Origin of the sequence: Streptomyces sp. NPDC050564, assembly GCF_044457265.1 — a bacterium.
In the GTDB taxonomy this organism is placed as follows: Bacteria; Actinomycetota; Actinomycetes; order Streptomycetales; family Streptomycetaceae; genus Streptomyces.
This window is the reverse complement of record NZ_JBITGS010000050.1, coordinates 1-23,397: the sequence shown is the minus strand read 5'-3', so window position 1 is coordinate 23,397 and position 23,397 is coordinate 1. Positions and strand designations below refer to the sequence as shown.

The 23,397-nt window shown below is 68.4% G+C and carries 12 protein-coding genes and 2 pseudogenes; 6 read left to right on the top strand and 8 right to left on the bottom strand.

The window, feature by feature from the left end:
* Nucleotides 1–313 precede the first annotated feature (313 nt).
* The gene (locus tag ACIBK0_RS45345) at nucleotides 314–1,633 is read left to right on the top strand and encodes a hypothetical protein (protein WP_399094260.1); all 1,320 of its coding nucleotides are present in this window, start codon (nucleotides 314–316) and stop codon (nucleotides 1,631–1,633) included.
* 145 nt (nucleotides 1,634–1,778) lie between these two features.
* Here the strand turns inward: ACIBK0_RS45345 and ACIBK0_RS45340 are convergent, their stop codons facing one another.
* The 4 genes from ACIBK0_RS45340 to ACIBK0_RS45325 are packed head-to-tail and all read right to left on the bottom strand — an operon-like array spanning nucleotide 1,779 to nucleotide 11,437.
* Complete coding sequence (locus ACIBK0_RS45340) at nucleotides 1,779–7,481, bottom strand: SAV_2336 N-terminal domain-related protein (RefSeq protein WP_399094257.1); 5,703 nt, start codon at nucleotides 7,479–7,481, stop codon at nucleotides 1,779–1,781.
* Nucleotides 7,474–8,430 carry an AAA family ATPase gene (locus tag ACIBK0_RS45335; RefSeq protein WP_399094254.1) on the bottom strand — a complete coding sequence of 319 codons (957 nt, stop codon included), beginning with the start codon at nucleotides 8,428–8,430 and terminating at the stop codon, nucleotides 7,474–7,476. The genes ACIBK0_RS45340 and ACIBK0_RS45335 overlap by 8 nt, the downstream gene beginning before the upstream one ends.
* Nucleotides 8,427–10,493 (bottom strand): hypothetical protein, encoded by a 2,067-nt coding sequence (locus tag ACIBK0_RS45330; RefSeq protein WP_399094251.1) that lies wholly within the window; start codon nucleotides 10,491–10,493, stop codon nucleotides 8,427–8,429. Before ACIBK0_RS45330 ends, ACIBK0_RS45335 begins: the two co-directional genes overlap by 4 nt.
* Nucleotides 10,490–11,437: a hypothetical protein gene (locus tag ACIBK0_RS45325; RefSeq protein WP_399094248.1), complete on the bottom strand. Its 948-nt coding sequence runs from the start codon at nucleotides 11,435–11,437 to the stop codon at nucleotides 10,490–10,492. The genes ACIBK0_RS45330 and ACIBK0_RS45325 overlap by 4 nt, the downstream gene beginning before the upstream one ends.
* A gap of 530 nt (nucleotides 11,438–11,967) precedes the next feature.
* Here ACIBK0_RS45325 and brxD point away from each other — a divergent pair.
* Together brxD and ACIBK0_RS45315 are read left to right on the top strand one after the other, a co-directional pair.
* A complete protein-coding gene (gene brxD / locus ACIBK0_RS45320) occupies nucleotides 11,968–13,317 on the top strand; it encodes a BREX system ATP-binding protein BrxD (protein ID WP_399094245.1) in 1,350 nt (449 codons plus the stop codon).
* Nucleotides 13,317–15,533 carry a DEAD/DEAH box helicase gene (locus tag ACIBK0_RS45315; RefSeq protein WP_399094242.1) on the top strand — a complete coding sequence of 739 codons (2,217 nt, stop codon included), beginning with the start codon at nucleotides 13,317–13,319 and terminating at the stop codon, nucleotides 15,531–15,533. The genes brxD and ACIBK0_RS45315 overlap by 1 nt, the downstream gene beginning before the upstream one ends.
* Nucleotides 15,534–15,796: 263 nt before the next feature.
* Here the strand turns inward: ACIBK0_RS45315 and ACIBK0_RS45310 are convergent, their stop codons facing one another.
* Entirely contained in the window at nucleotides 15,797–16,936 is a 1,140-nt protein-coding gene (locus tag ACIBK0_RS45310; RefSeq protein WP_399094239.1) for an RES domain-containing protein, read from the bottom strand.
* A gap of 123 nt (nucleotides 16,937–17,059) precedes the next feature.
* Here ACIBK0_RS45310 and ACIBK0_RS45305 point away from each other — a divergent pair, with 123 nt between their 5' ends.
* From ACIBK0_RS45305 to ACIBK0_RS45295, 3 genes are all read left to right on the top strand, one after another.
* Nucleotides 17,060–17,647, top strand: a complete 588-nt coding sequence (locus tag ACIBK0_RS45305; RefSeq protein WP_399094236.1) for a hypothetical protein — start codon at nucleotides 17,060–17,062, stop codon at nucleotides 17,645–17,647.
* A 93-nt stretch (nucleotides 17,648–17,740) separates the two neighbouring features.
* Nucleotides 17,741–18,952 (top strand): HEPN-associated N-terminal domain-containing protein, encoded by a 1,212-nt coding sequence (locus ACIBK0_RS45300; protein WP_399094233.1) that lies wholly within the window; start codon nucleotides 17,741–17,743, stop codon nucleotides 18,950–18,952.
* Nucleotides 18,953–19,446: 494 nt separating this feature from the next.
* Complete coding sequence (locus ACIBK0_RS45295; RefSeq protein WP_399094230.1) at nucleotides 19,447–20,148, top strand: hypothetical protein; 702 nt, start codon at nucleotides 19,447–19,449, stop codon at nucleotides 20,146–20,148.
* Between the two features lie 186 nt (nucleotides 20,149–20,334).
* On the opposite strand, the gene ACIBK0_RS45290 is transcribed toward ACIBK0_RS45295, so the two are convergent.
* The 3 genes and pseudogenes from ACIBK0_RS45290 to ACIBK0_RS45280 all read right to left on the bottom strand — a co-directional run.
* Nucleotides 20,335–20,844 (bottom strand): hypothetical protein, encoded by a 510-nt coding sequence (locus ACIBK0_RS45290; RefSeq protein ID WP_399094227.1) that lies wholly within the window; start codon nucleotides 20,842–20,844, stop codon nucleotides 20,335–20,337.
* A gap of 185 nt (nucleotides 20,845–21,029) precedes the next feature.
* Nucleotides 21,030–22,117, bottom strand: a pseudogene (locus tag ACIBK0_RS45285) (protein-L-isoaspartate(D-aspartate) O-methyltransferase).
* A gap of 227 nt (nucleotides 22,118–22,344) precedes the next feature.
* Nucleotides 22,345–22,938: pseudogene (locus tag ACIBK0_RS45280) on the bottom strand (radical SAM protein); the annotation flags it as partial.
* Nucleotides 22,939–23,397 lie beyond the last annotated feature (459 nt).

The following is a 23,397-nucleotide window of genomic DNA, read 5'->3' as shown; positions in this document are numbered from 1 at the left end:
ACTCTGTCCTGGGGCGGCCCGAGTGGCGTGTCCGTTGCTGCCGTCATTCATCGTGCTTGTGAGCGTGTAGGTGGGGTGCATCATTCACCAACGCGTTCGGCCCCCCGGGCCTGACCGGCGGAGCCAAAGCCGAAACATGGAGGAGATACGTGCCTCCGCCTGCTGCGCAGCAAGCGTGAGTAAGACCAGAGCACGCCCGGACATTCCGACGGGTCAGCAAGAACCACGCCCCCATCCTCGCGCGCATCAAAACAGTGGAACGGAGGGAACCCATCGTGCACTCTGAACGGTTACCCCATGAGAGGCCGCGACCATGGCAGAGATCCGCTCGCTTGATGAGCTGCAGACACCGGACAGCACCACGCTCGTCTTCACCCCGCATGGGCTGGGCAGCAAGATGCCTGCCGAAAAGTCAGCGGAGTACCTGCAGTTGCTGATCGCAGGCTGCGTACTCGACCCGGACGTGGCCCAGAACACGCGTCGCGAGTTCGCCCGGCTTCAGCGGCTGTTCGCTTACGGTGTGCTCGAATACGACATTTTCACCGTCGTCGACGACCGCGCGCTCCTGGTGATGGAACAGGCGCTGAGAGAGCGGTTCGTCCAGTGGTGCGCCGGTACGATCACGTTCGAAGACGCCAACGGCAGTGAGCCTGCCGCCGTCGAGGATGTCCACACCTACGACGATGTGCTCGCCGCAGTAAAGAGATTGAGCAGAAGGCGCCGGCGGGCCTCGCCGCGGTGGCAGTTGAAGGTCGGTAGCACGCTGATCGACTTCAATGGAATGTTTGCCGGGCTGCGGACCTGGGCGCGTGAGGCCGGGCTGCTGCGTGGTCAGCGCACACGTGGCATCGAGCACGCATTGACACATCTACGCAATGCTGTCGCCCACCCGGTCGGCTACCAGCGCACTACGCCGGTGGCGACGGCCCGCACACTGCACGACTTGGCAGAGTTCATCAACCAGCTGTGGGGATGCCCCACCCCGGGCGGTCGCTTGTATCCCGCGCCTGTGGAGCGCGACATCGTCGTTATGGCCTGGAACGACGAGGGAAACATCCACATGGCCCAGGCCGATGCCCTGCGCGATGACACCGGCGCCGAAGGGTTCGTCTACCTCCTGATCCGCAGCGTCTTTCGCCCGGAAGGCGGACTGCAGGATGCCCACTGGGCAGCGTTCGACACTCGGTTTGAGACCACGCAGTTCCCCACGGACTACCTATGGGGGCCAGGAAGCCGCAGCGACGCCTTGGCCTGGCTGAAGGAGCAACAGCCGACGGGAGATACCGTCGACTACATCGACCGCGTCTTCCTGCTCCGCGAGCACGATGGCCAGCTCTACCCGCCCATGCGCCCGGACGTGGCCGCTGGTCTCCTCCCAGAGGAGCAGAGCGGCACCTGGCACTCTGTGCGTGCCGACTTTCCCGAACACGCCTTCGCACACGTGCGGGAACTCAACAGCACCCCTCGCACGCACGCCCGCACGGGTGACTGCATCTGCCCTGCTCATCACCTCAGCAGCGGCACCCACGAAGAGGTAATGAGGACGGCCGAGGCCGTCGTCGGCACGATGACCCCCCGACGGCCTCCTGCCGTGCAAACCCCCGACACGTTCCTTTGGCCACACCGTTTCTGAGTTCACAACCAGCCCACCGCCTGGACAGCGCCCATGTCGGCGACCCCACCTTGAGGCGTGCAAAGCCGCTGCGAGAGCGATGCCGCGACAGGTCCATCCGGGTTCGGTCTCCGGCGTCGCGAAGTCGGCCGTCCGGCCGCCACCGTCACAGATCTTCAGGAGGACGCGACCATGCTTCGATGGCGGGTGGTGCCTTGTACCCCGCGACCGAGACCCACGCCTTCTCGGCGCCCTCCTTACTCTGGATGTAGACAGGGCGGAAGGTGTTGCGTAGGTCCTGCCTGTCAGCGAAGGCGGCGTGAAACAGGGTGTCGGAGATCGCCACGGCCGCCGGGGAATTGCGCGCGGCGTTCAGAGCGGCCTGCAACGGCTGCGAATCCACCAACCTGGTGGCCGTGACCACCGGCTGCCCCAGCCGTGCCCCCCGGTTCTGTGCCACGTCACCGCAGTGCAGCGCGAGGCGCAGTCTGAGTGATGCGTCTCGGTGGAGGTCGTGCAGTGCGCGCTCTAGCCGCGTGAGCAGGTCCGGGGCCAGCGCCATTGTTCGCGTCCCCGGCTCGAAGACGATGATCTGCCCGTCGCCCCTGTCGCTTCTCTCCCACGTCGGTGGGCTCTCGTCCTGGGAGAGCACTTGGGTCAGAACGGTGTTCAGAGCACTGTGGGCATTCATTTGGTCCATCACGGACTTCGCGGCAAATCCCGCGATGTCCACGACGAGGATGAGGTAATTGCGTCCGGAGTCCACGGCGGCGGCGCGGGTGCGCGCGAGTTCGCCGATGCCAGCGTCCGACTCGTTTGCGGCGTTACGCGTGTTGCTCCACTGTCTCCCTGCTTCTACCGCCCTGGTCGTCACTTCGAGTCCCAGGTCGGTGCGCAGGAGCAGGGGACGCAGCACGTACTGCGCGGACGGTCCAGCACCGTGGATATGCAACCAATCGAGTGCGCGGTCACCGGCCCTCATCGCCTCGACCGGAGTGAGGTCGTCGCGGGAGAGTACCGCGCTCAGGACAAACTGGTCGTCAAGATCGGTGTCGTGCCCGTGACCCCTCAGCCACCTCAGAGCGAGCGCCGTGGCCTCGCGCGTCTCCTCCGGTGCCAGATCGATGCGTTGCAGGAGCGGATAGAGCACGAGCTGGGCTTCGGGGGAGGCGCCGTTCGATCTGAGCCAGTCGAGGGCGTACCGCACGAACTGGCGTAGGGCGTTGGATGGTAGGTCGTTCCGGCGCAGTGCAGCGCCCTGCACGAACGCACTGTCGAGGCTATCGCCGTAGGAGTCCAGCCAGTGCAGCGCTTGGTTCACTACGAAGTGGGCATCCTCCTGCGACAGGCCTTCGTGCAGCAGAGCCGCCGACAACACGAACTGCGCCGCTTTGGTGTCCCCACGTGCCGCGAGCCATGTCCGGGTATACGCCAGCGTCCGGGCCGTCTCGTCCCCGGCAAGGTGGGGGATCGCCAGCAGGGAGCTGAGTAGGTACTGCGCATCTTGGGCCTGCCCGTGCACCGTAAGCCAGTCCAGCGCCTGGTCGACGATGGCTCTGACCTCGTCTGTGCCGAGGTCGGTGCGTTTCAGCAGCTCACGCAGGACAAGCTGGGCGTCAAGATCGGTGTCGTGCCTGTGACCCTCCAGCCACCTCAGAGCGAGCGCCGTGGCCTCGCGCGTCTCCTCCGGTGCCAGATCGGTGCGTTGCAGGAGCCGATAGAGCACGAGCTGGGCCTTGGCGGAGGTGCCGACCGACCTGAGCCAGTCGAGGGCGTACCGCACGAACTGGCGTAGGGTGTTGGATGGTAGGTCGTTCCGGCGCAGTGCGGCGCTCTGCACGAACGCACTGTCGAGGCTGCCGCCGTAGGAGTCCAGCCAGTGCAGCGCCTGGTTCACGACGAAGTGGGCGTCCTCCTGCGACAGGCCTTCGTGCAGCAGAGCCGTCGACAGCACGAACTGCGCCGATTCGGTGTCCCCATGTGCTGCGAGCCATGTCCGGGTATACGCCAGTGTTCGGGCCGTCTCGTCCCCGGCAAGGTGGGGGATCGTCAGCAGGGAGCGGAGTAGGTACTGCGCGTCTTGGGCCTGCCCGTGCACCGTAAGCCAGTCCAGTGCCTGTTGGATCGCCTGTGTCGTCTGCCGGCGAGGCAGATCCGGGCGGGACACGAGGGCGGTGAGGACGTATTGAGCGCTCTCGGTACGGTCATGCGCGCTCAGCCAGTCCAGTGCCTGGTCGGCGACGGCTCTGGCCTCGTCTGTGCCGAGGTCGGTGCGTTCCAACAGCTGACGCAGTTGGACGGGGGTGGTTTCCTGCACGGCGGTGGACGCTTTCCGCCGCTCCGTGGCGAGTGCTTGGAAACGCTCCGCAAGCTGTGAGTCGCCCTGTTCTTCCGCCGTGCGGGCGATGGCTTCCAGGTCCGGGACCGCGGCGTTCCGAGCCAGTGCGTCCCACAGGGATTCCGGGGGGATCGAGTGACGGCGGATTTCACGCCCATACTGCTCGATGTGGTCGGAGAGCCGGAAGGATCCCAGCGAGGATACTGACCCGTCCGGCCGCGCAACTTGGATCAGGCCTGCGCTGTTCAGCTTCTCGATAGAGAGCTGTCTCAGATCCGGAGTGTTCTTATCGAGATGGCGCAGATAGCCGAGGGCCGCCTCGGAGAGCAGGACGCCAGGGATCGTCGGGCCGTGACCGTAGCGGCGGGCGTCGATCGCGGCGTCCACGAAGGCGCGTACGAACGACGGCGCGGAGGTATACCGCTCGATCGCGTCGGCGCCACTCGTGAGATAGGAGAGGGACGGGGCGTTCACTAGCGATGGCACGGGGATGGCCACACCCCTCAGGCACAGAGCTCGTGCCTGCTGATGACGGTCGGGAGAACTCAGCGGGGCAGCGGAGGTGAGTGTGTACCAGGGCTCCGTTCGCACTGTGCCCATCATCAGGACTGGACCGTCGGCGGGGGCTTCCAGCCGCGCTCTCAGCGCCTCCGCGACCCGTTCGCCGCGGCCGCCGGCCGTCTCGTCCAGGAGGTGACGCTCCGCATCGCCCAGCCAGATCACGGTGCGCGCACCGATCCGGGCCGGGGTGTCGAGTGCCGCCTCGAGGTCGGCGCTGGACTGGGGTTCCCACAGAGACCAGTCGTCCGGAAGGTGGCGCGCCGCTTCCCAGGCCGACCGGGACTTGCCCGAGCCAGGCGGGCCGACGAGCAGGACCAGCCTCGATGCTCCGGCAACGCAGTCACTTACGACGGCCCGCAGCAATCGGTCGTGGCTCCGCTCGATGTAGCGCGGCGCTTTCGACCGCGCCGCACGGTCGGCGAATACAGCAATCGGTTGCCCGAGCCGTGTCGTCATGACGGATGATGCCGGTTCTTCTCGACGCTTCTGCAGAGCACGGTCCCGCAACTCGTTGAGAGCGGCCGCGGTTGACTGGCCGTCGGAATCCGGACCAGCCTGCTGGGCGAGAACGTGAACCAGCCAGTTAAAACTGCGCTCGTCGGCCGGGACGGCCTTCCCTCTGAACCAGTCGGACAGTGTGCTCGTGGTGAGGTGGACGGGAGGGGACGCCTGCTCGGCCCGCCACACCAGCGACGCATATGTCGGGGCGCCGGCCCGGTGGTGTAGCTCGCGCAGAGATTTGGCGAGTGCATCCCGGCTTTCCCGCCGTACTTTGCTGAGGCGGGTCTGGACACGGAACACGACGACGGCCCCCGGCCGGGGAGCCGTGCGCTCGACCAGGGCCACACAGGATCCGAGAGGCTGAAGCCCTCCGGGTTTGTCCGAGTCGTCGAGGACCAGGAGGAATTCGACGGGAGAGAGTACGACCGGGGTGCGCGGGGATGTGGTGCGCGCAGCCTGCATCACGCGCGGCCACGAGAAAGTGGTCTCCATTCGTAGCGTGACACGCAGCGGTGCGCCTGGGGTACGCCACTGCAGGTCCTGTTCGAGCGCGTCCTCAACCCGCGTCGGCCCTTCGAGGTCGATGCCCTCCTCGGAGAGCTGGCCGCGGAGGTCGCTAATCACATGGGTGAGTGTGAGTCTGCCCTGGATGGGGCGCAGGTCATCGAAGAGCGTGTTCCGATAAGGCCAGCCACCAAGCGGGGCCGGGAGCCGGTGATAGGTGTAGTCAATCAGGTGCCGCAGCAGGAGCTCGGTGTCGCGCAGAGCCGAGGGCGCGGTGGGCGGGCCGAACAGCGACTGCATCTGCGCCCGTATAGCCTCGTACGTAGCGGATGCCTCGTCCGCCCCAAGAGTTGTCGCCGCGGCACTGGCCTCGGGGGTGGCCGGGGGTGTCGCACCGGCCCGCCGTGTCGCCTCCGCGCCTCCGTCCCCCCTCACCGCGGTGGCTGTCTCGGCGAAGGGCTGTGTCTGCGCCGGGACTTGCCGTGCCGCAGTCGGGTCGTGCAGTACGGTCGCGACGCCCCCGGGGGCGTACGGGTGGGCGGTGGCATGGCGGCTGAAGGCGGCCCGGATGTGCCATGCGTCGTGGGTCGTGAGGTGCGTGCGCAGATGGGCCCGGGCGGGGGCGCTGAGCGCCAGCAGCGGATCGCCCTCGGCGTCGCGGCGTACGGTGAACAGGCCGCTGGTGAGCAGCTCGGCGAGATCGGAGTACCGGGCTTCGGGCACGGCCTCGTCGCGCAGTATGTGCAACAGCGGCAGAGGCAGTTCGGGGAGCTCGGAGCAGAGGACGGCCAGACGTACGGCCGGGGTGGGGGCGGTGTGGACGAACGCTTCGGCGAGCCGCGTCGGGTCGGTCTGTCGGGCAGGTGCTGATCTGTTGCGCGCCCGGGGCAGGCGGCCCGTCGCGGGGATGAGTACCGCGTCGCAGCCCCGTGGGTCGGCGCGCATGAGCGTGCTCGCCCACGCGCCCAGGGAGTTCGGGCTCCAGGACACGACGGGCAGCGCGGACCAGGGCCCGAGGGTGTCCTCGGCGTCCACACGGGGACGGAGTCTGGGAGGCAGCCGGAAGCGGAGGGCGCGGTTGGGCTCGCCGGCTCGGTCCGCGGTGACGCGTACGGGGGGCAGGTTCAGGGCGGAGCGGCGCCACAGCCGCGGCGGCAACGGATCGAGCAGGGCCACCGGAATCTGTGCACCCCAGTCGCGCAACAACACCCAGGGGACGGGGCTGTGCCAGCCGCGGGCGGCGCAGTCGGAGACCAGCAGGACCAGCCGCCTGCCCCGGGTGCCGCTGCCGTGGTGGGGGACGCGCTCGCGGGGGACTTCGCAGCCGTGGTGGTCGTGTACGCGCGGTTCGTCCCCCTGCCATTCCAGGCGCCAGGTGTGGACGGCGCGGAAACCTCCCAAGGTGGTCAGGAGCCGGGTGACGGCCCGGATGGTTTCCTGCCACACGCTCATGGACAGCGCGGAGTCCACGATGACGACCGCCTCGAACCAGGGTTCGGGAGCGGGACGGAACAGCGGTACCAGGGGGCCGCCGCGCGCATAGTGCTCGACGGTGGCGTCGATGTCCAGGAGGTTGCGTGCGCCCTGGCGCCATGGCCGGCGGAAGGGCTGGATGGCCCGGCCGACGACGAGCGCATCCGGCAGCGGGTTGGCGCGCCCCAGCGACAATGGCGCGCCACGTACCGTGTCACTCGCCCCGGGTTGCCGGACGGACAGCTCCCTGCTCCTCGCGCCGGTCGGGGTGCCGTCCCCACCGAGCCCGGGCTCGGTGCGCTCAGGCGGCGCCGTGGATTCGGGGAGGGTGACGGTCTCCTCGGCGGGTGCGGACAGGGGTGGGGCCGGGTCCCGGTCCGCGGTGCCCGAGGCGGCGAGCCACAGGGCGTCGGCGAGCGTGCGCGCGTCCACTGCGGAGGGCAGTGGCGCGCTGCCCAGGGCCCGAACGAGCCGGGTGAGGGCGTCAGACACGCGAGAGCTCGCGCAGGAGCAGCTCTCGCAGCTCCTCGTACTGTTTGCCCTGCGGCGCTTGGTCACCGGTGAGCAGGGCCACGGCGTTCAGCAGCTGGTCGACGGCGAGGTGTTCGCCCGCCTCGACTCGCTCGGCGAACTCCTCGACGAGTTGCTGTGCGCTCTCCGGCACCTCGTGGAAGTGGGCCTCGACGATGCTGGTGAGGAAGTCACCTGTGAGGGCGGGCATGGGGTAGCGGATGCAGCGGCGTAGGAAGGCCGGTGAGAAGTCGCGTTCACCGTTGCTGGTCAGCAGGATGAACGGGAACTGGGTGCACTGCACCCGCCCCCGCTCGATGAGGTGCTCCTCGTCGCTGTCCCACTGGCGGACCTTGACCCTGGGCTTGCGGTACCGCACAAGTTCGGGGATCTCGAACTCACCTCGCTCCAGGACCTCCAGGAGGTCGCTGGGCAAGTCGAGGTCGCTTTTGTCGATCTCGTCGACCAGCAGGGCACGCGGCTGGTCGGCCGGCAGCAACGCGGTGCCGAGGGGCCCGAGCTGCAGGAAGGGAGCGATGTCGTCGCGGCTGCGTCCGCGTCCGGCCCGGTCCGCCGGTCCGTGCGTCATGGCCGCGCGCAGGCTCTGCGCGTGGATGCGGCCCAGGGCGTCGTAACGGTAAACGGCGTCGGTCAGCGAGCTGCGGGAGGTGATGTGCCAGCGCAGGACTTGCCCGAGCTTCAGCTCGTGGGCCACCTGCTCGATCACAGTGGACTTGCCGGACCCGGCGGGACCAGTGACGAGGAGGGGGCGGCGCAGGTGCAGCGCCGCGTTCACCGCGTCGACGAGACCGGGCGGCGGCTGGTACTGGCGGTGCTGCGGCGTGCGCGGAAACGTGCGCCACGGCGGCGGGACGGCCAGTGGGGTGTCGCGCTGCTCGCCGTCACCGCGGTAGTAGGGCTTCCAGGTCACAACTCCTCCTCGGGGCTGGCCACGACACGCTGCTCGAAGGGACGGCAGAACTCCAGCCAGGCCTCGTCGTGCCAGACCGCACGCATCTCGCCGAGACAGGCCTTGCAATCTTCGTGTCCCGCGGACCACCGTTTCCGGTAGGCCTCGGCGAAGCCAGCGGGCAGGCTTTGCCAGTGGCGTTCTACCTGGGCCTGCAGTCGTTGGTCACCGGGGCGCGCGTCCGGCCGTGGCCACAGGATGATCGGCGCGTACGGCAGTAGTTGCTCAAGGACGTCATGCAGGGCTTCGGGGTGGTGGTCGAGCCCGACCGCGGTGTCGTACCGGCCTGTCTCCAGGTCTTGCTCGAGTCGCCGCTGGTCCTTCAGGACGGACGCTCCGATCCAGTCCACCGGCGCGCTGGTGCAGGCGGCCATGTCGCGCAGCGCCTTGCGGGCGGCATCGTTCATCTCAGCGTTTTCCTCCATCGGGTCCATGCGGCCGCTCCAGCGCACGACGACGGTGTGGTTGACGCCGAGCCGGCGAAGGCCGACCTTGTCCTCCTCGGGCTGCCAGGACGCCAGCAGGTGGGCAGGCGCGGCGACATCCAGGTTGACCAGCTGTTCCGGTGTGGGGAGCCGGCGGCGCGCCCAGTTCAGGGCCGTCCCGATCGCCCGGCTCACCCCGCGCTGGTCCGCGGACTCGCAGCGGAAGCGCTCGTGGACGGGGAGCCTCTGGCCGCCGCCGATCAGCCAGGCGTCCACCTCGTCCGGCCAGTTGTTCAACGCGCCGGCCAGGCTGACGACCAGGCGGAGTTCACCCTGCTCACGCTTGCGCGCCAGCTCGGCCAGGGCGTCGTTGAAGTCGATCACCACACCCGCCTTCCCCGCCCACTCCCGCAGCCGGGCGTCCACCTCGTTCCCCGCGGCCAGTAGGGCAAGGGCCGCCACGAAGCGCGCGGGGACCTTCCACGGGGACTCGTCGAGCTTCGGCATGCGTAGGGCCGCGTACTCGACGATGTCGCGCAGCAGCTCGGCGCCCTCGGCCTCCGGAGGCAGACCGGACAACTGGCGTGCCGCGCGCAGCAGATCGCTGGTCAGCACCTCGGCGAACACGGTGTTGAGGAGGGTGACGACCTCGCAGCATCCCAGGAGTGTCGCCACCACGTCGGTGACCCGGTCGTGCCAGACCGGGTCGACAGCGTCCGCCACCTCGCTCCGCCGGGCGAACGTGTGTAGCTCGTCGAGCGCGGAACGTGTGAGGCGTGCCGGGAGGCGGGTACCGGCTCGCCACAGGGCCACGGCTTCCTCCAGGTCCTGTCGTCCCGCAGGCCCCACGACGCCGCCTCCGGCGCCTGGCGCCGACCGCGCGTTGCGGGCGAGCCACAGGCCGTCGGCGGCGAAGGGGTCGTTGTCGTATTCGAACCGGCCGACGACCTGGCCGACGATGCGTTCGCGCAGCTCTTCGGTGAGCTTGGCGTCCGCATACACCAGAGGGCCGGCGCCGGTGATTCCTTTGCGTAACACGTCGACGACGGCGAACGTCAGGCGCATGTCGCGGGCCGCCTGATCGGCTGCGGCTGCGGTGAGGACCGACAGCCTGGTACGGCCCGCCCGCACCCCGCCCGCGATGCCGCGCGCGTCCGGGGCGGCGCCAGCCGCGTGGCAGGTGTCCACCAGCGCGACGACGCCCTCGACCCCTGGCTCGTCGACGGCTTCGGTGAGCAACTGGCCGACGTGCACCGCGGACCCGATGCTGCCGGTCGTGGAGTCGGCGACCATGTAGTACAGGTCGGCCTGCTGGGGGGCGGTGAAACCGTGCCCGAGCAACGCCACCACCAGCACCGCGTTGTCGTCCCGGGCCCGGCACACGGCTTCGCGTACGGCGTTGCGTACGTCCTCGGGTTTCAGAGCGGCGCTCACCAGCAGGGACGGATGGTCGCCGGTGCGGGCGGCGCACGCCCCGAGGGCGGGGTCGGTGAGCACGGAGTGCAGGTTGCGGGCGGCTTCCTCCAGCCGGGACAGGACGCCCATCGCCGTGCACTGCGCGCCCACGACCAAGACGTGCCGGCGCTGCTCCTCGGTCACTTCTTCAGCGCTTCGACCAGGGGGCCGGCGACGGCCGGCTGCTGCAGGTATTTGGTGGCGCTGTGCACCCACAGACCGTCGGAGTCCACCCGCTCGGTCACCGGCAGGACACCCGAGGCGTTGGGCAGCATCCAGTTCTGGATGCGGGGCCGGCCCACCACGATGTCGTCGCGGTCCCAGAAGTTCAGCCACCGTTCGACCCGGCCAGGAGTGCGGGGCGGTTGCGGCACGAGACGCTGCAGTACGGCCGCCCCGGTGGCCAGCGGTGAGCCCAAGGTCATCAGCAGCGGAACCGGCCCGCGGTGGCCGCTCAGCGCCTCGAACGCCACGACGGTGCCGAGTGAGTGGCTCACCACGATCAGCGGCCGGTCGGGCTCCGTGCCACGCAGCACCCGCTCGCGGATCCGTTGGTCCAAAGTGCGCCCGGCGCCGTCGGCCTCTTGCCTGCCGAGGTAGCGGCCGACCTGGGCCAGGTACCACAGCAGCGGCAGACCACTCGCCCACTGCGCGCTCCCGCGCAGCCCCGGAATCTGCAGCAGGGTCGTCAGCACCCTGCCGAGGACCCGGATCGGCGCTCCGACGCCCTGGGCCTCGCCGTCGAAGCGGGGCAGCTGGGACCGGGCGTCCTCGACCACCGCCAACGCCCGCTTGTCGCCCCGCTCCACGGACTGTACGCCCAGCTCGTCGATCAGTGCCTCGACGAACTCCTCCAGGAACACCGCGTCTTCCTGGTCATCGAGTGCCAGGGCCTGGTCCCCCTGAGCCTCGGCGTCGACGAACAGATCGCTGTAGTCGGCGAACCGGACCTCCGCCAGCCAGCCCTGGGTCAGCCCGGAAACCGCGTCGGCGTGCCCCGCCTTGCGCGCGCCTGCGGCCAGGGCCTCCAGCCACTCACGGCGTTCCCGCTCCGGATCACGGATCCCTCCGATCCCGTGCAAGAACACAAGTTGAGTAGCGTCTGAACCGCCCACCCTCGCCCCCATACCACCTGTGCTGAAACGCTCGACTGACACTAAGCCACAACTCCGCGCCTCACCAGGCGAATCGGGCAACACCGGAGGAGGACCCCGCCATGGGGCCAGCCACATGCGGCGGTGATCCGCTCACCGTCGCCCGCGGACCGGATCGGTCGGTATCAACGGCGCGATCCGGCCCCACATCGCATTACTGATCACCAACCGGACACTCCCGTCACCCGTGAGACCGAGATATCCGTTTTAAGAGGCTTATTACCTATATGTGACGCTCTGGGGTGCGCGGACAACCCAAGCCACAGCCCTCTGCAGCGCGATGGCTGCGTGCCAGCAGCGTCGAGCTCCGCGAAAAAACACTCGGCCGGGTAGGGGAGAAGTGCTAGGCAACCGGACCCGGTCGAGCAGCACGGGCACCGCCGCTTGAAACCGGTGCACACCGGGCGCCTCAACCCCCACTGCTCCCGTCAGGCAACGCTGCAGAAGATGGAAGACTGCTGTTCGTGAGCACCACTGGATCCAAGGGCCCCGTCCACGTGAGCGCGGCCCGCCGCCGTACCGTCATCGACGCGCTGCGCCGCGGCGCCGTGCCCGAGAGCGGACTCGATCTGCTGGCCACCGGACTCGACCGGTTCGAAGCAGCCCTGGACGCGGAACTCGACGCCGTGGCCTCGGGTGAGGCGGTGTTCAAGGCTGTGCGCGGCGAGTACGGGTCCGGCAAGACCTTCTTCACCCGCTGGCTGGGGGAGCGCGCCAAGCGCCGCAACTTCGCCGTGGCCGAGATCCAGATCTCCGAGAACGAGACCCCACTGCACAAGCTGGAGACGGTCTACCGGCGCCTCACCGAACGCCTGACCACCTCCAGCTTCCCGCCCAGCGCCCTACGCCCCGTCGTCGACGCCTGGTTCTACGCCCTGGAAGAGGACGCCCTCGCCGCCGGCGCGAGCGAGGACGAGCTGCCCGACGAGGTAGAGAAACTCCTCGTGGCACGGCTTGCAGAGGTATCCCGCCACGCCCCGTCCTTCGCCACCGCGCTGCGCGGCTACCGCACCGCCCTCGCCGACGCAGACGAGACAACCGCCGCCGCCGTGCTGGCCTGGCTCGGCGGCCAGCCCCATGTCGCCGCCTCCGCCCGCAGGGCCGCCGGGGTACGCGGCGACCTCGACCACTTCGGCGCCCTCGGCTTCCTCCAAGGCCTCCTCACCGTGCTCCGCGACAGTGGGCACACCGGACTCATCGTCGTCCTCGACGAGGTAGAGACCCTGCAACGGGTCCGCTCAGACGCCCGCGACAAGGCCCTCAACGCACTGCGGCAACTCATCGACGAGGTGCACTCCGGCCGCTTCCCCGGCCTCTACCTCATCATCACCGGCACCCCTGCCTTCTACGACGGGCAGCAGGGCGTGCAGCGCCTGGCCCCACTCGCCCAGCGGATCGCCACCGACTTCACCACCGACCCCCGCTTCGACAACCCCCGCGCCGTGCAGATCAGACTCCCCGGCTTCAACCAGGAGTCCCTGGTCGGTCTCGGCGTCACCATCCGGGACCTGTACGCGCAGGCCGCCGCGTCGCCCGAGCGCGTGAAGACGGTCGTCGACGACCTGTATGTCGCGGACCTCGCGCGGGCCGTCGGTGGGGCGCTGGGCGGGAAAGTCGGTGTGGCTCCGCGACTGTTCCTCAAAAAGCTCGTCGGAGACGTCCTGGACCGTGTGGACCAGTTCGACGACTTCGACCCCCGCCAGCACTACCGGCTGACGGTCGCCAGCAGCGAACTCACCGACGTGGAGCGCAATCTGGCCGCCACTGCCACCGGCGGCCCCGCATCCGCCGACGACATCGACGTGGACCTGTAATGGCAGACGGCGACAGCACCCTCGACGCCAACGGACAGGGCAGCAGCAAAGAAGAGGTTGCTCCCTTCGATGTGCTGGACCGGCTCGACCCCGTCGTCCTGCACCACATCGTCAACACCCTCGGCTGGCCCGACCTGCGCCCCCTGCAGAAGGCGGCGATCACCCCGCTCATGGAGGGCCAAGACGCCGTACTGCTGGCTCCCACCGCGGGCGGCAAGACCGAAGCGGCCTGCTTTCCCCTCCTGTCCGCGATGGCCACCCAGCAGTGGACCGGCACCTCCGTCCTCTACCTGTGTCCGCTCAAAGCCCTCCTCAACAACCTCGTCACCCGCGTCGACTCCTACGCCCAGTGGCTGGGGCGACGCGCGGCCCTGTGGCACGGCGACACCAAGGAATCAACGCGCCAGCGCATCCGCACCGACGCGCCGGACATCCTGCTGACCACACCCGAGTCACTCGAGGCGATGCTGATCGGCGTCAAAACCGACCACGCGCGCCTGCTGGGAAACGTGCGGGCCGTCGTCGTCGACGAAGTGCACGCCTTCGCCGGCGACGACCGAGGCTGGCACCTGCTCGCCGTCCTCGAACGCCTTCAACGGGTCACCGGGCGGCCCATCCAGCGCGTCGGACTATCGGCGACCGTCGGCAACGCCGCCCAGCTGCTGCACTGGCTGCAAGGCGCAGGCGCCGAAAACCGCACCGGGCAGGTCGTCGCCCCCGACGTCCACCTGCCCACCACCCCAGCCCCTGAGCCTGGCAACACGGCTGCCGCCGACGTCTCTCGCAGACCCGCCGGCGAGGTGGAACTCGACTACGTCGGCTCCCTGGAGAACGCCGCCAAACTCATCGCGGCCCTGCACCGGGGAGAAAAACGGCTCGTCTTTTGCGACTCACGCCGCCAGGTCGAAGAGCTGGGCGCCGCCCTGCGGGCCCGCGAGGTAACCGTCTTCCTCTCCCACGCCTCCCTCTCCGTTGACGAACGCACCCGCTCCGAACAAGCCTTCGCCGAGGCACGCGACTGCGTCATCGTCTCCACCTCCACCCTCGAACTCGGCATCGACGTCGGCGACCTGGACCGCGTCATCCAGATCGACTCACCCCCCACCGTCGCCTCGTTCCTGCAACGCATCGGCCGCACCGGCAGGCGCACCGGCACCCAACGCAACTGCCTGTTTCTCACCACCCGCAAGGAAACACTGCTGCAGGCGGCGGGCCTGCTCCTGCTGTGGGCGCGCGGCTGGGTGGAACCCGTCCTCCCGCCCCCCGAGCCACGCCACCTCGTGGCCCAGCAACTGCTCGCCGTCACCCTGCAACAGCACAAGCTCGGCGACCAGTTGTGGGACCGGCAGTGGAACGGCCTGGCACCCTTCGACCGGTCCGCCGCCCCCATCCTGCGCTTCCTCACCGAGGAAGGCTTCCTCGACACCGACGGCGGCATGCTCTTCGTCGGCCCCGAAGCCGAACGCCGCTTCGGCAAACGGCACTTCATCGAACTCACCGCCTCCTTCACCGCGCCACCGCAGTTCACCGTCCTGTCCGGGCGCACGGAGATCGGCCGCACCGACCCGACCGTCCTGACCGAGGAGCGCCCCGGCCCCCGACGGCTCCTGCTCGGCGGACGCAGCTGGCAGGTCACCTACATCGACTGGCTCCGCAAGCGCGTCTTCGTCGAACCCGCCGACAGCGGCGGCATCGCCAAGTGGATGAACGGCGGGGTCAGCGGACTGTCCTACGCCCTCACCCGCTCCATGCGCGAGGTACTGCTGGGCACAGACCCGCCCGTCTCCCTCACCCGACGCGCCACCGCGTGCCTGACAGAACAGCGCGAGAGCGACGCACCCGACACCGTGCACCCCGGCGGCACGCTGATCACGCGCGTCGGCAGCGATGTGCGCTGGTGGACATGGGCCGGCTACCGCGCCAACGCCACCCTCGCCGCCACCCTCCAATCCGTCACCGACCCGCTGCAACGCCCCACCGACAGCTGGCTGCGCCTACGCGAAGACCTCACCCCGGCCGACTGGCGCACCGCCCGCGAGAACGTCAGCGACAATCTCGTCCTGCCCGACGTGGACCGTCGCGCCGTACGCGGCCTGAAATTCTCCGCCGCCTTGCCCGAACGACTCGCCGTCGCCACGGTCGCGGCCCGACTCGCTGACTTCGACAGCGCCCGCACGGTACTCGGTGAACCCGTGCGCTTCCAGCACAGCAGCTGAACCAGATGACGAGGTGGGGGGCTGTGCGGAGGGGCCCGTCGGGGCCCCACCCCTAGCGGCGGCACAGTCCCGGCCCGTCCATGCATGACCGGGCCGGTGCGTGTCCGCAGCCCCCACACCCTTACGGGGCCGGTGTGGACGTCAGACGTCTGCGGTAACAACGGCGAGCTGGGCGCGCAGGGCTCGCCGCGATTCGGTGGGGTTCTCCGACCATGGATTGAAGATCGCAACGAACACCTGACCACGCCGACGAGAGCGGCAGCTCATTCCGCCTTGAGCATGGTCCGCAGAGCTGTAGTGGGTTCGATAACCAGCAGGTGCTCGGGCTTCTGGGTCTGGGGGTCGCTGCAGTCCTGAGGGCCTGCGAACAGGACGTAGTTGATGCCGTCGCTGATTTGGGCTGAGCGGAACCGGATGCCCTTGACTCCAAGAGGCGCCTGGTGTTGCAGGTACTGGGTGAAGAGTTGGGTGGGCCGGTATTCGTGGTGCTGCGCGCCGTCGAGCGGAACCGGCTTGGACAGTTCGCTGGCGAAGTGCTGCATGAAGTCCGCGAACGTGTACATATTCCGCCGCTGGCTGTCGAAGATGCTGGGAACTTCGGGCAGGTCGGTCAGGTCTAGAACCCAGCAATCGTAATGAGCCACGGCAAAGGCACAGGTGGTCAGATGCGTCTGCGTCGGATCAATGCGGTGCGCTGTCACCTCACGTTGGGCTGTGGAGGGATCTTCGGCGGCGTAGAACATCGACACCCTGGCCGGGCTCATGCGATTGGGTCCTGCGTATTTGGCTGGCGCCGGCCCCACCTCTTTGGCAGTACACGCAACAGGTTTCTCATCCAGCCGGCTGCGCCACAGCTGGCTGCCCTCGACGAGCGGCACCACCAGCCCCAGCTTCTTTGCCATCTCACAGATGTGGTCGAGCACTTCCAGGGGTCCGTACAGGCCGTACGCCCACCGCCGGTCCGGTCCTGCCGGCAACAGTATGGCCTCGTCGTGTTCATCGACCAGCTTGCAAAAGTCCCTCCAGCCTCGCCGCATCGCCACATCGTGGGCAGGCCAGGGGTAGTCGCGGTACACCCAGGCGTCACCGTCGTCATGCTTGCCGACGGCGTCGGCGACAGCCCACTCGACGGCACCCCACAGGATTTCCTGGGTGACCTCATGGAAGTCCCAGGTGGCTTCTGCCCAGTCCCCATCCTCGCGCGGGACCCCTGCGTCACCGGCACGTTGGAATCGCCAGCTCACCGCGGACATGACTTCTTCCATAAAGAGCTCGAAGGACACCACGCCTTCACCCCCGCCGCCGCAGAAGCTGCACGTGCCGGAATCGAGATACCCGCGAAGCTCCTTCTGCAGCGCTTCATCGTAGATCTCCGCCATGCACAGGTAGTGCTGTTCGTCCATCGCCCCTCCCGCTGAACTCTCCGCAAGCCGCAACTTGCTGATGGGGGATCATTCCACGTGATCGGCCGGACGGCTTAACTGTCATACTTGTCTTCTTTGTCGTCGCAGAGGAGGTTGCGAGCTGTGGGGGACACGTGGGGCGCCTTGGCCGTTGCTGTCGTCGGTGTCGTGGGCACGCTGGGCGGTGCTTTGTTCACCCAAGGCCGCGCCGACCGTACTAAGCGTCTGGAACTTCAGGTGATGGCTCAGCAGCAGCGCGAAGAGCGCCAACACCTCGAGCAGGTACGACGGGCCGAACGCGCTGAGGCACATCAGCGAGACTTCCTTGACTTGCGCCGCTCCTGTTACATATCCCTCAACACCGCCTCCCGCCAGTACCTGACGGCTCAGGTCAACCTCCAGCACGCCCTGCGCTCCGGCAGTGGGGTCGAGGCATGCCTCGACGAACTGGAGTCCCGCCGCACCGCTCATCGTGACAGTTATGCCGAGGCGCAGATGGTCGTGCCGACTCTCGTCCTGGCAGCCGCCGGAGCAGCCAGCCGGCACCTCAACCGGGGCTACGGAATGCTCAAACGACTGCTTGTTGCGCCGCCGGCCGACCCCGAAGCCCTCGATGCGTTCGACGGGCAGGTGAACGCCTCGTGGGAGCTGCTGTCCGAGATGCGCCACACGATGCGCCGCGATCTGAGCATCGACGACACCGACCACTGACCCTCCTTCCTGCATCATCACTTGCACCTCCCAACGACGCTTGCACGGCAGCATGTCGCACGCCCGTATGTCGGTCGCCTAACCTTTGAGCTCATGGGGGGAGATCTGTGGCTGGCACAGGACGAGCAGGGCTGGGCCTACGCCGACAAGTGGGTATGCGCCGACTGCGTGAATGATCGACATCTGGCGGATGAGGTGAAGGCAGCGGCCGACACCGACCAGATGTGCGACTTCTGCGAGGCGGCGCCCGCGGCCGAACTCGACGTACTCCTCAAGGCTTTCTTCGACGGCCTGCGCACCGAGTACGCCTACGCCGGCGACGAGGGCGCCTACTTCGAAGGAGAGCTCGTCGCCACCCCATCATGGAGCGGGCCAGAACTCGTCGACGACTACGCACACGTCTTCACCAATGATCAACTACAGGCAGCAGTCCGCGACGCGGCACTGGACCACACCTGGATCGAGCGCGACTTTGCCGCACTCCGCCACGACGAAGCCCTGCGCGACGGTTGGAAGCGGTTTTGCCATCAGGTCAAATTCCGCACTCGCCACGTGTTCTGGCTGACCGAGAATAGCCCGGATGAGGAGTTCCTGGGCGCCGGGGAGATCCCGGCGGCTGCGATCCTCCATGAGGTCGGTCAACTCATACCTCAAGTGGGACTACTGCGGGAATTGCCCGCTGGGCACAGACTGTGGCGAGCGCGCACGCACAGCGCATCCGATCTGTGCTGGCACGCTCGCCATCTGGGCACCCCCTTGCCTGAGCAAGCCGTGCGGCCCAACAGGATGAGCCCGGCCGGCATTCCGCTGTTCTACGGTGCCAGCTGCCCGCGCACGGCCGTACAGGAAGTGACACGCCACGCCACCGACGCCACGCCATTGATCACCTACGCGGCCTTCGAGACCACCCGGCCTTGCACTGTCGTCGACTTCACGCGTCTGATACCGGAGCCTTCGATCTTCCATCCGCATCACGATGCCCGACTACGACGGGGCGTTAGGTTTCTTTACGACTTCGTGAAGGAACTCAGCGCCAATTCGGACGGGTTGGAGCATCTGGAGTACGTGCCCACACAGATCGTCACCGAGTACCTGCTGCGTGTCTTCAGCTCGTCCCATCCGGTCGAAGGCCTCATCTTCACTTCCTCGGCCGACTCTGTTGCTGGCGGTGGCACTTGCACGGTCCTCGATGTCCCACAGTCACGATGCCTTGACGTCGCCCAGCCAGAGTCAGATGACGCGTTGTGCTTGCGCATCGTTGCTGACTCGCTCCGTCCGAACAACCGTATGTACTCGCTTGCATGAAGCCCGCAGTAGGGAGGACGTCGAGGACGCAGCGGACGCGATCTTCTGGACGTGCGGCTGACCTGGCGCCGAACCATTCTCTGTGCCTCTTCGCGAGGGCTGCGTTGGTGGTTATCGGGTGTGGGTGACGGTGATGGGGGAGTTGGGGCACTCGTCGAGGATGTCGGTGAGCGCAGCATGTTCGGTGTGGTCGATGGCAAGCTGCCAGAGTGCTTTGATGATGATCCAGTCGGTGCCGTACGGGCAGCGGGTAGCCGGCGGCCGGGGGCTGCCACGTGGTGGGGTCCTGATCGGCTTTGGAGCGGTTGGAAGCACGCGAGTTCGCAGAATCCTGGAGTCGGCGATGCGGGAGCCCGCGCGCCCAGCTTGACTTCACGAGGGCTCAGCGCGCAGGTTCCCGTCGGCGGCGCTGCGGGACGGAGGAGAACGGCCTTGGCGGGGCGGCTTCTACTGGTGCCGAGTACTGCCGTCGGCGTCCGGGCAGGATTGCCCGCATGGACGGTGAGATGACGGCTGCGCTGATCGGCGGAGCCAGCGGGTTAGCCGGTGCGTTGGTCGGCGGCGTGGCTGCTCTGTCGGCCGCGAGGATGGCGATGAAGGCCGCGTCGGAGACAGCCCTAACGGCGTATCTAGGGCCACTCGACACCGCGCGGCGGACGGCGCAGCGTGAGGTATTCGCGCAGTTTCTCACCGTCTCCCAAGAATGGACACGCCAGGCGGACCCAGCGGCGAAGGCCGCTGAGCGCTGGGACCGAGCAGTTCAGGAGCACGTAGACCGGCTCAAGGACGAGGAATGTGCGTACGTGGACCTTCCCGACGCCACGACGCGTTGGCTCCAGCAGCAGGTCTCTGCCCTTGGCCAACCACACCGCATCGCAGAAGCTGCCCAACATGTGCTGCTGGAGGCCGCAGGAGTCGCTGGTACTGATGTAGTGAGAGCTGCTCAGAAAGTGCAGCAACACGCGGTGAGGCTCAAGGACTTCCTGAACGACGCAGGAAGGACTCATCTAATAGACCCGGATGAGACGAGTCCGGACGACCCTTCAAACCACCGGCCACCGAACCCAAGTCGCTCGCCCAACGAGCACGTGGCCCTGAAGAACGCGATCGACGCGTTCGCCCAGAGAGCGGCGGAATACCTGAACAGGCGCGACCCTGGCGTAGTGCCGACGGTCCCTCCAGCTCCTGAACGTTGAGTACGGGACCAGAGGACATCATCAGCACGGCTATGGCTGTTGTTCGTGGCGTTTCCCAGGGGCCGTGTTCGTGCCCGACCCGACGGGCGTCTGCGGCAAAGGGCAGCTCGACGGCACCCGTAGCCGGGGCTCCCTGCTCGGGCGGCGGTCCGCCGGGCCTCGTCCATGGCGGCGGCGAACTCCGTGTCACGGCGGCGCCGTTGATAAAGCCTGGGGAGTGACGCCGACGGCTGCAGCGGCGGCTTTCACGCTCGTCGCCCCGCAACGCAACACGGGCGTGCGCAGCTTGGCGAGGAACCGGGCCACGGTGGGCGGGGTGAGCCGGGCCCACTTGCCGTGCCCGTAGGGGGCGGTGGTCTCGCTGACGGCGGCGCAGGACTTCGCATACGCCGGAACGGCGCGCCGCCTGGCGACGTCGCCGGCGCCCATGATGAGCTCCGCCCGTGTCGGCGGGAGACCAAGGGCGAGCAATCGCAGATACTCCGCCTTGGCCGTGCGCGCCGTCTCTGCCTCGGCGTCCGGGTCCCGGCCCGCGAGCGCGACCGTCAGCCGGGTGTCCGTGCGAGCCGTAGCCCAGACTGTGAGCAGGTCTGGCCACAGGTCGCCGGTGGCGTCCTCCAAACTCCGGCCGTGCCGCAGTGCGGTGACGAGACGCGCGGACTCCTCGGAGCTGAGCAACTGGACGGAACTGGCCATGGCCGCACGATACGAGGGCCGGGCGGTCGGCGGCATGGCAGTGCCCCGTCCTGGCCTAGGGGAGGGGGAGAGGCCAGGGACGGGGCACACCGCTGATCTGCTACGGGGGGCGCGGACCGGCGGGTCTAGGGGATGCGTGATCAGTTGAGGGCTGACCTGGTACGCCTCGGTGTTCGCCTGGGCGGTCAGGCGGTGATGGTGGTCGTCCAGTTGCCGCGCGCGAGGTGCATGGTGCCGTCCGGGTCGATGTGCACTCGGGCTCCGTACACCGGCAAGCCCCCTTCCCTGTTGAGCCGGTGGCGGATGCGTTCGAGCTCGTCCCACAGGCGCTGTGGCCCGCCCTGGTGGACCGTGGGCGAGTCCAGGAATCCGGTCGCGGTCGCGCGGGCCCACGAACCGTCGGGGTGGAGCAACCACACGGTGCGCGTCTCTCCATCGGTGCTGGTGCGGTGGCTGATGCCGGGGAGGGTGAGTTCGAGCGCCGACATCACCTCCCACGAATCCGGTACGTATAGCAGCGGGTAGCGGCTGGTCGTGACGGTGTCGCCGTCGGCGTGCCGTGCCGTCTCCCACAACTGGTCTATAGCCCGGTGGTCGTAGTCGTCGCCGTGGCGGGTGCGCATGAACCCCGCCGGGTCGGGCTCGATGCGGCCGATGGCTCCGCCGCCCTCGGTCTTGTCTGCGGTGACGATCAGGCCGGTTCCGGCGAGTGTGGTGACGAGTCGGCCGCCGGCCTGCAGCGCGGCCAGCCAGGAGACGGGGATGGACCGTACGGACACGTGGCCGTGTGCGGGTGCAGCCCGATGGAGTCGAGCCGTTCACCGGCGACCTTGACCAGGTGCGCATCCACGTCCACGGTCGTGACTCGCTCGTCGCCCAGCCGTCGGCACAGCAGCGCGGTGCCGTATCCGGTCCCGGTCGTCACCAGCACGCGTGAGTCGTCGGTGATCAACGCGTGCCGGTACATGGTGACCACCAGGCCCGGCAGCGTCGATGACGACGTCGGGGTGCCGGTCGCAAGGATCGCGCCGGGCTCGGCGTGGTCGGCGTGGACCGGGCCGACACGAGTCACGAGTGTCCGGTTCGCATAGGCGGCCTGCATCCACGCCTCGGGGTCGGCCGCACCGTCGTGCAGTTCCCACGCCTGCGAACCGTGCGTCCACCAGCGGGGCACGAACGTGTGCCGGGGTGTGGTGGCGAGCGGTTCGTACCAACGCGACTCGGGCCGCACCACTTCGGCGGCCAGGCGCCGGGCGTGCGTCTGCCAGTCCATGGAGGCCTCCTACTCGTATGCCGGTTCGCAGGCGCCGGGGTCTCGGCCGGACTGCAGTCCGACCCATCCTGATCAGGGTTGCAGGCCGACATCCTGCCGGGGGAGGGCATGCAGGAGTCTTCGTCGGGCGTGCATCCGTCCCGGTACCGGCGCGGGATACTGGCAGGGACCTGAGCCCACTGCTGCCCGGCGAGCACGGCCGCGAGTCCGGCCGTCTTCACGTCGCCGGCGGGCAGGAAACGGCCCAGCGCGCAGGGGGCGACGGTGCCGTCCGGCAGAATCGCCGCCTTCCCCTGCGCGCAGCGCCCGCACAGCTCCGATGTGGACGGCGGGGCCGCCGTCCTTGCCGCGTTGCCCACGGCGCGCACCCGGTCCACGTGCACCCGCTTGATGCCGAGGGCTTCTATCTCGGTGCGGGCCTCTTCGGTGCGCTGGCTGTCGCGCATCTGGATGATGCCGACCTTGACGGGGATGCCGCGGCGCACCGCTTCGGCGATGTTCGCCCGGGTGGAGTCGTGGGATCCCTTCCGGCCGGTGATCTCGTCGTGCTCTGCCGGGTCGTCGGAGTAGTACGACGTCCCGAGGCTCACCTTCGGGTGCGCGAAGAGCTCCCAGTTCTCTCGCCGCACTCGGTACAGGTTGCTGAACACCTGCACGCCCAGCCCGGCTGCCAGGGCGGGCGCGACCAGTTCGGTGAAGTCGGGGTGCATCGTCGGCTCGCCGCCGGTGATCTGCAGCCAGAGCACCCCGGCATCCCTCATGATCTCCAGCAGCCGTGCCTTGTGCTCCCATGACAGGCCCTCGAACTTCTTCTGCCCCAGGTAGCAGTGCGGGCAGTCATAGTCACAGCCCTTGTTGATCTCGTACGAGGCCGGGCGTAGCCATAGGGGGCCGGAGCCCGCACGAGCACGCTGTCAGTGACGGACCGCTCAGCAATGTCCAGGGACCACGCCCGATGGGCACCGTCGACGAGCCAGGCCGGCGGGGGCCGGCCATCGTCCACCGCCCGCTTCACCTCCAGGTAGCGAGACAGGGGGATCTTGATACCAGCGGCGTGTCCGGGGCGGACGACCAGGTGTTCATCAAGGAACGGGCTCGCGATCAGGCCATGCACGAAGCCTCCAAGGGGAGTGAACGTCACGTGGGCTGGTTCTGGGCCGTGGGGGGGGGGCGGGGGGGGGGGGGGGGGGGCCCGGGGGGGGGGCCCCCGCCCGCCCCCCCCCCCCCCACCACCCCCGGCCCCCGACCGGGGGGGGATGGGGCCCCCGGGGGTTGAAACA

Coding starts and splice junctions, on each gene's coding strand:
- ACIBK0_RS45310 (WP_399094239.1), bottom strand. CDS start 16,936: ATGGACGAACAGCACTACCTGTGCATGGCGGAGATCTACGATGAAGCG.
- ACIBK0_RS45295 (WP_399094230.1), top strand. CDS start 19,447: ATGGACGGTGAGATGACGGCTGCGCTGATCGGCGGAGCCAGCGGGTTA.
- ACIBK0_RS45290 (WP_399094227.1), bottom strand. CDS start 20,844: ATGGCCAGTTCCGTCCAGTTGCTCAGCTCCGAGGAGTCCGCGCGTCTC.
- ACIBK0_RS45315 (WP_399094242.1), top strand. CDS start 13,317: ATGGCAGACGGCGACAGCACCCTCGACGCCAACGGACAGGGCAGCAGC.
- ACIBK0_RS45300 (WP_399094233.1), top strand. CDS start 17,741: ATGGGGGGAGATCTGTGGCTGGCACAGGACGAGCAGGGCTGGGCCTAC.
- ACIBK0_RS45345 (WP_399094260.1), top strand. CDS start 314: ATGGCAGAGATCCGCTCGCTTGATGAGCTGCAGACACCGGACAGCACC.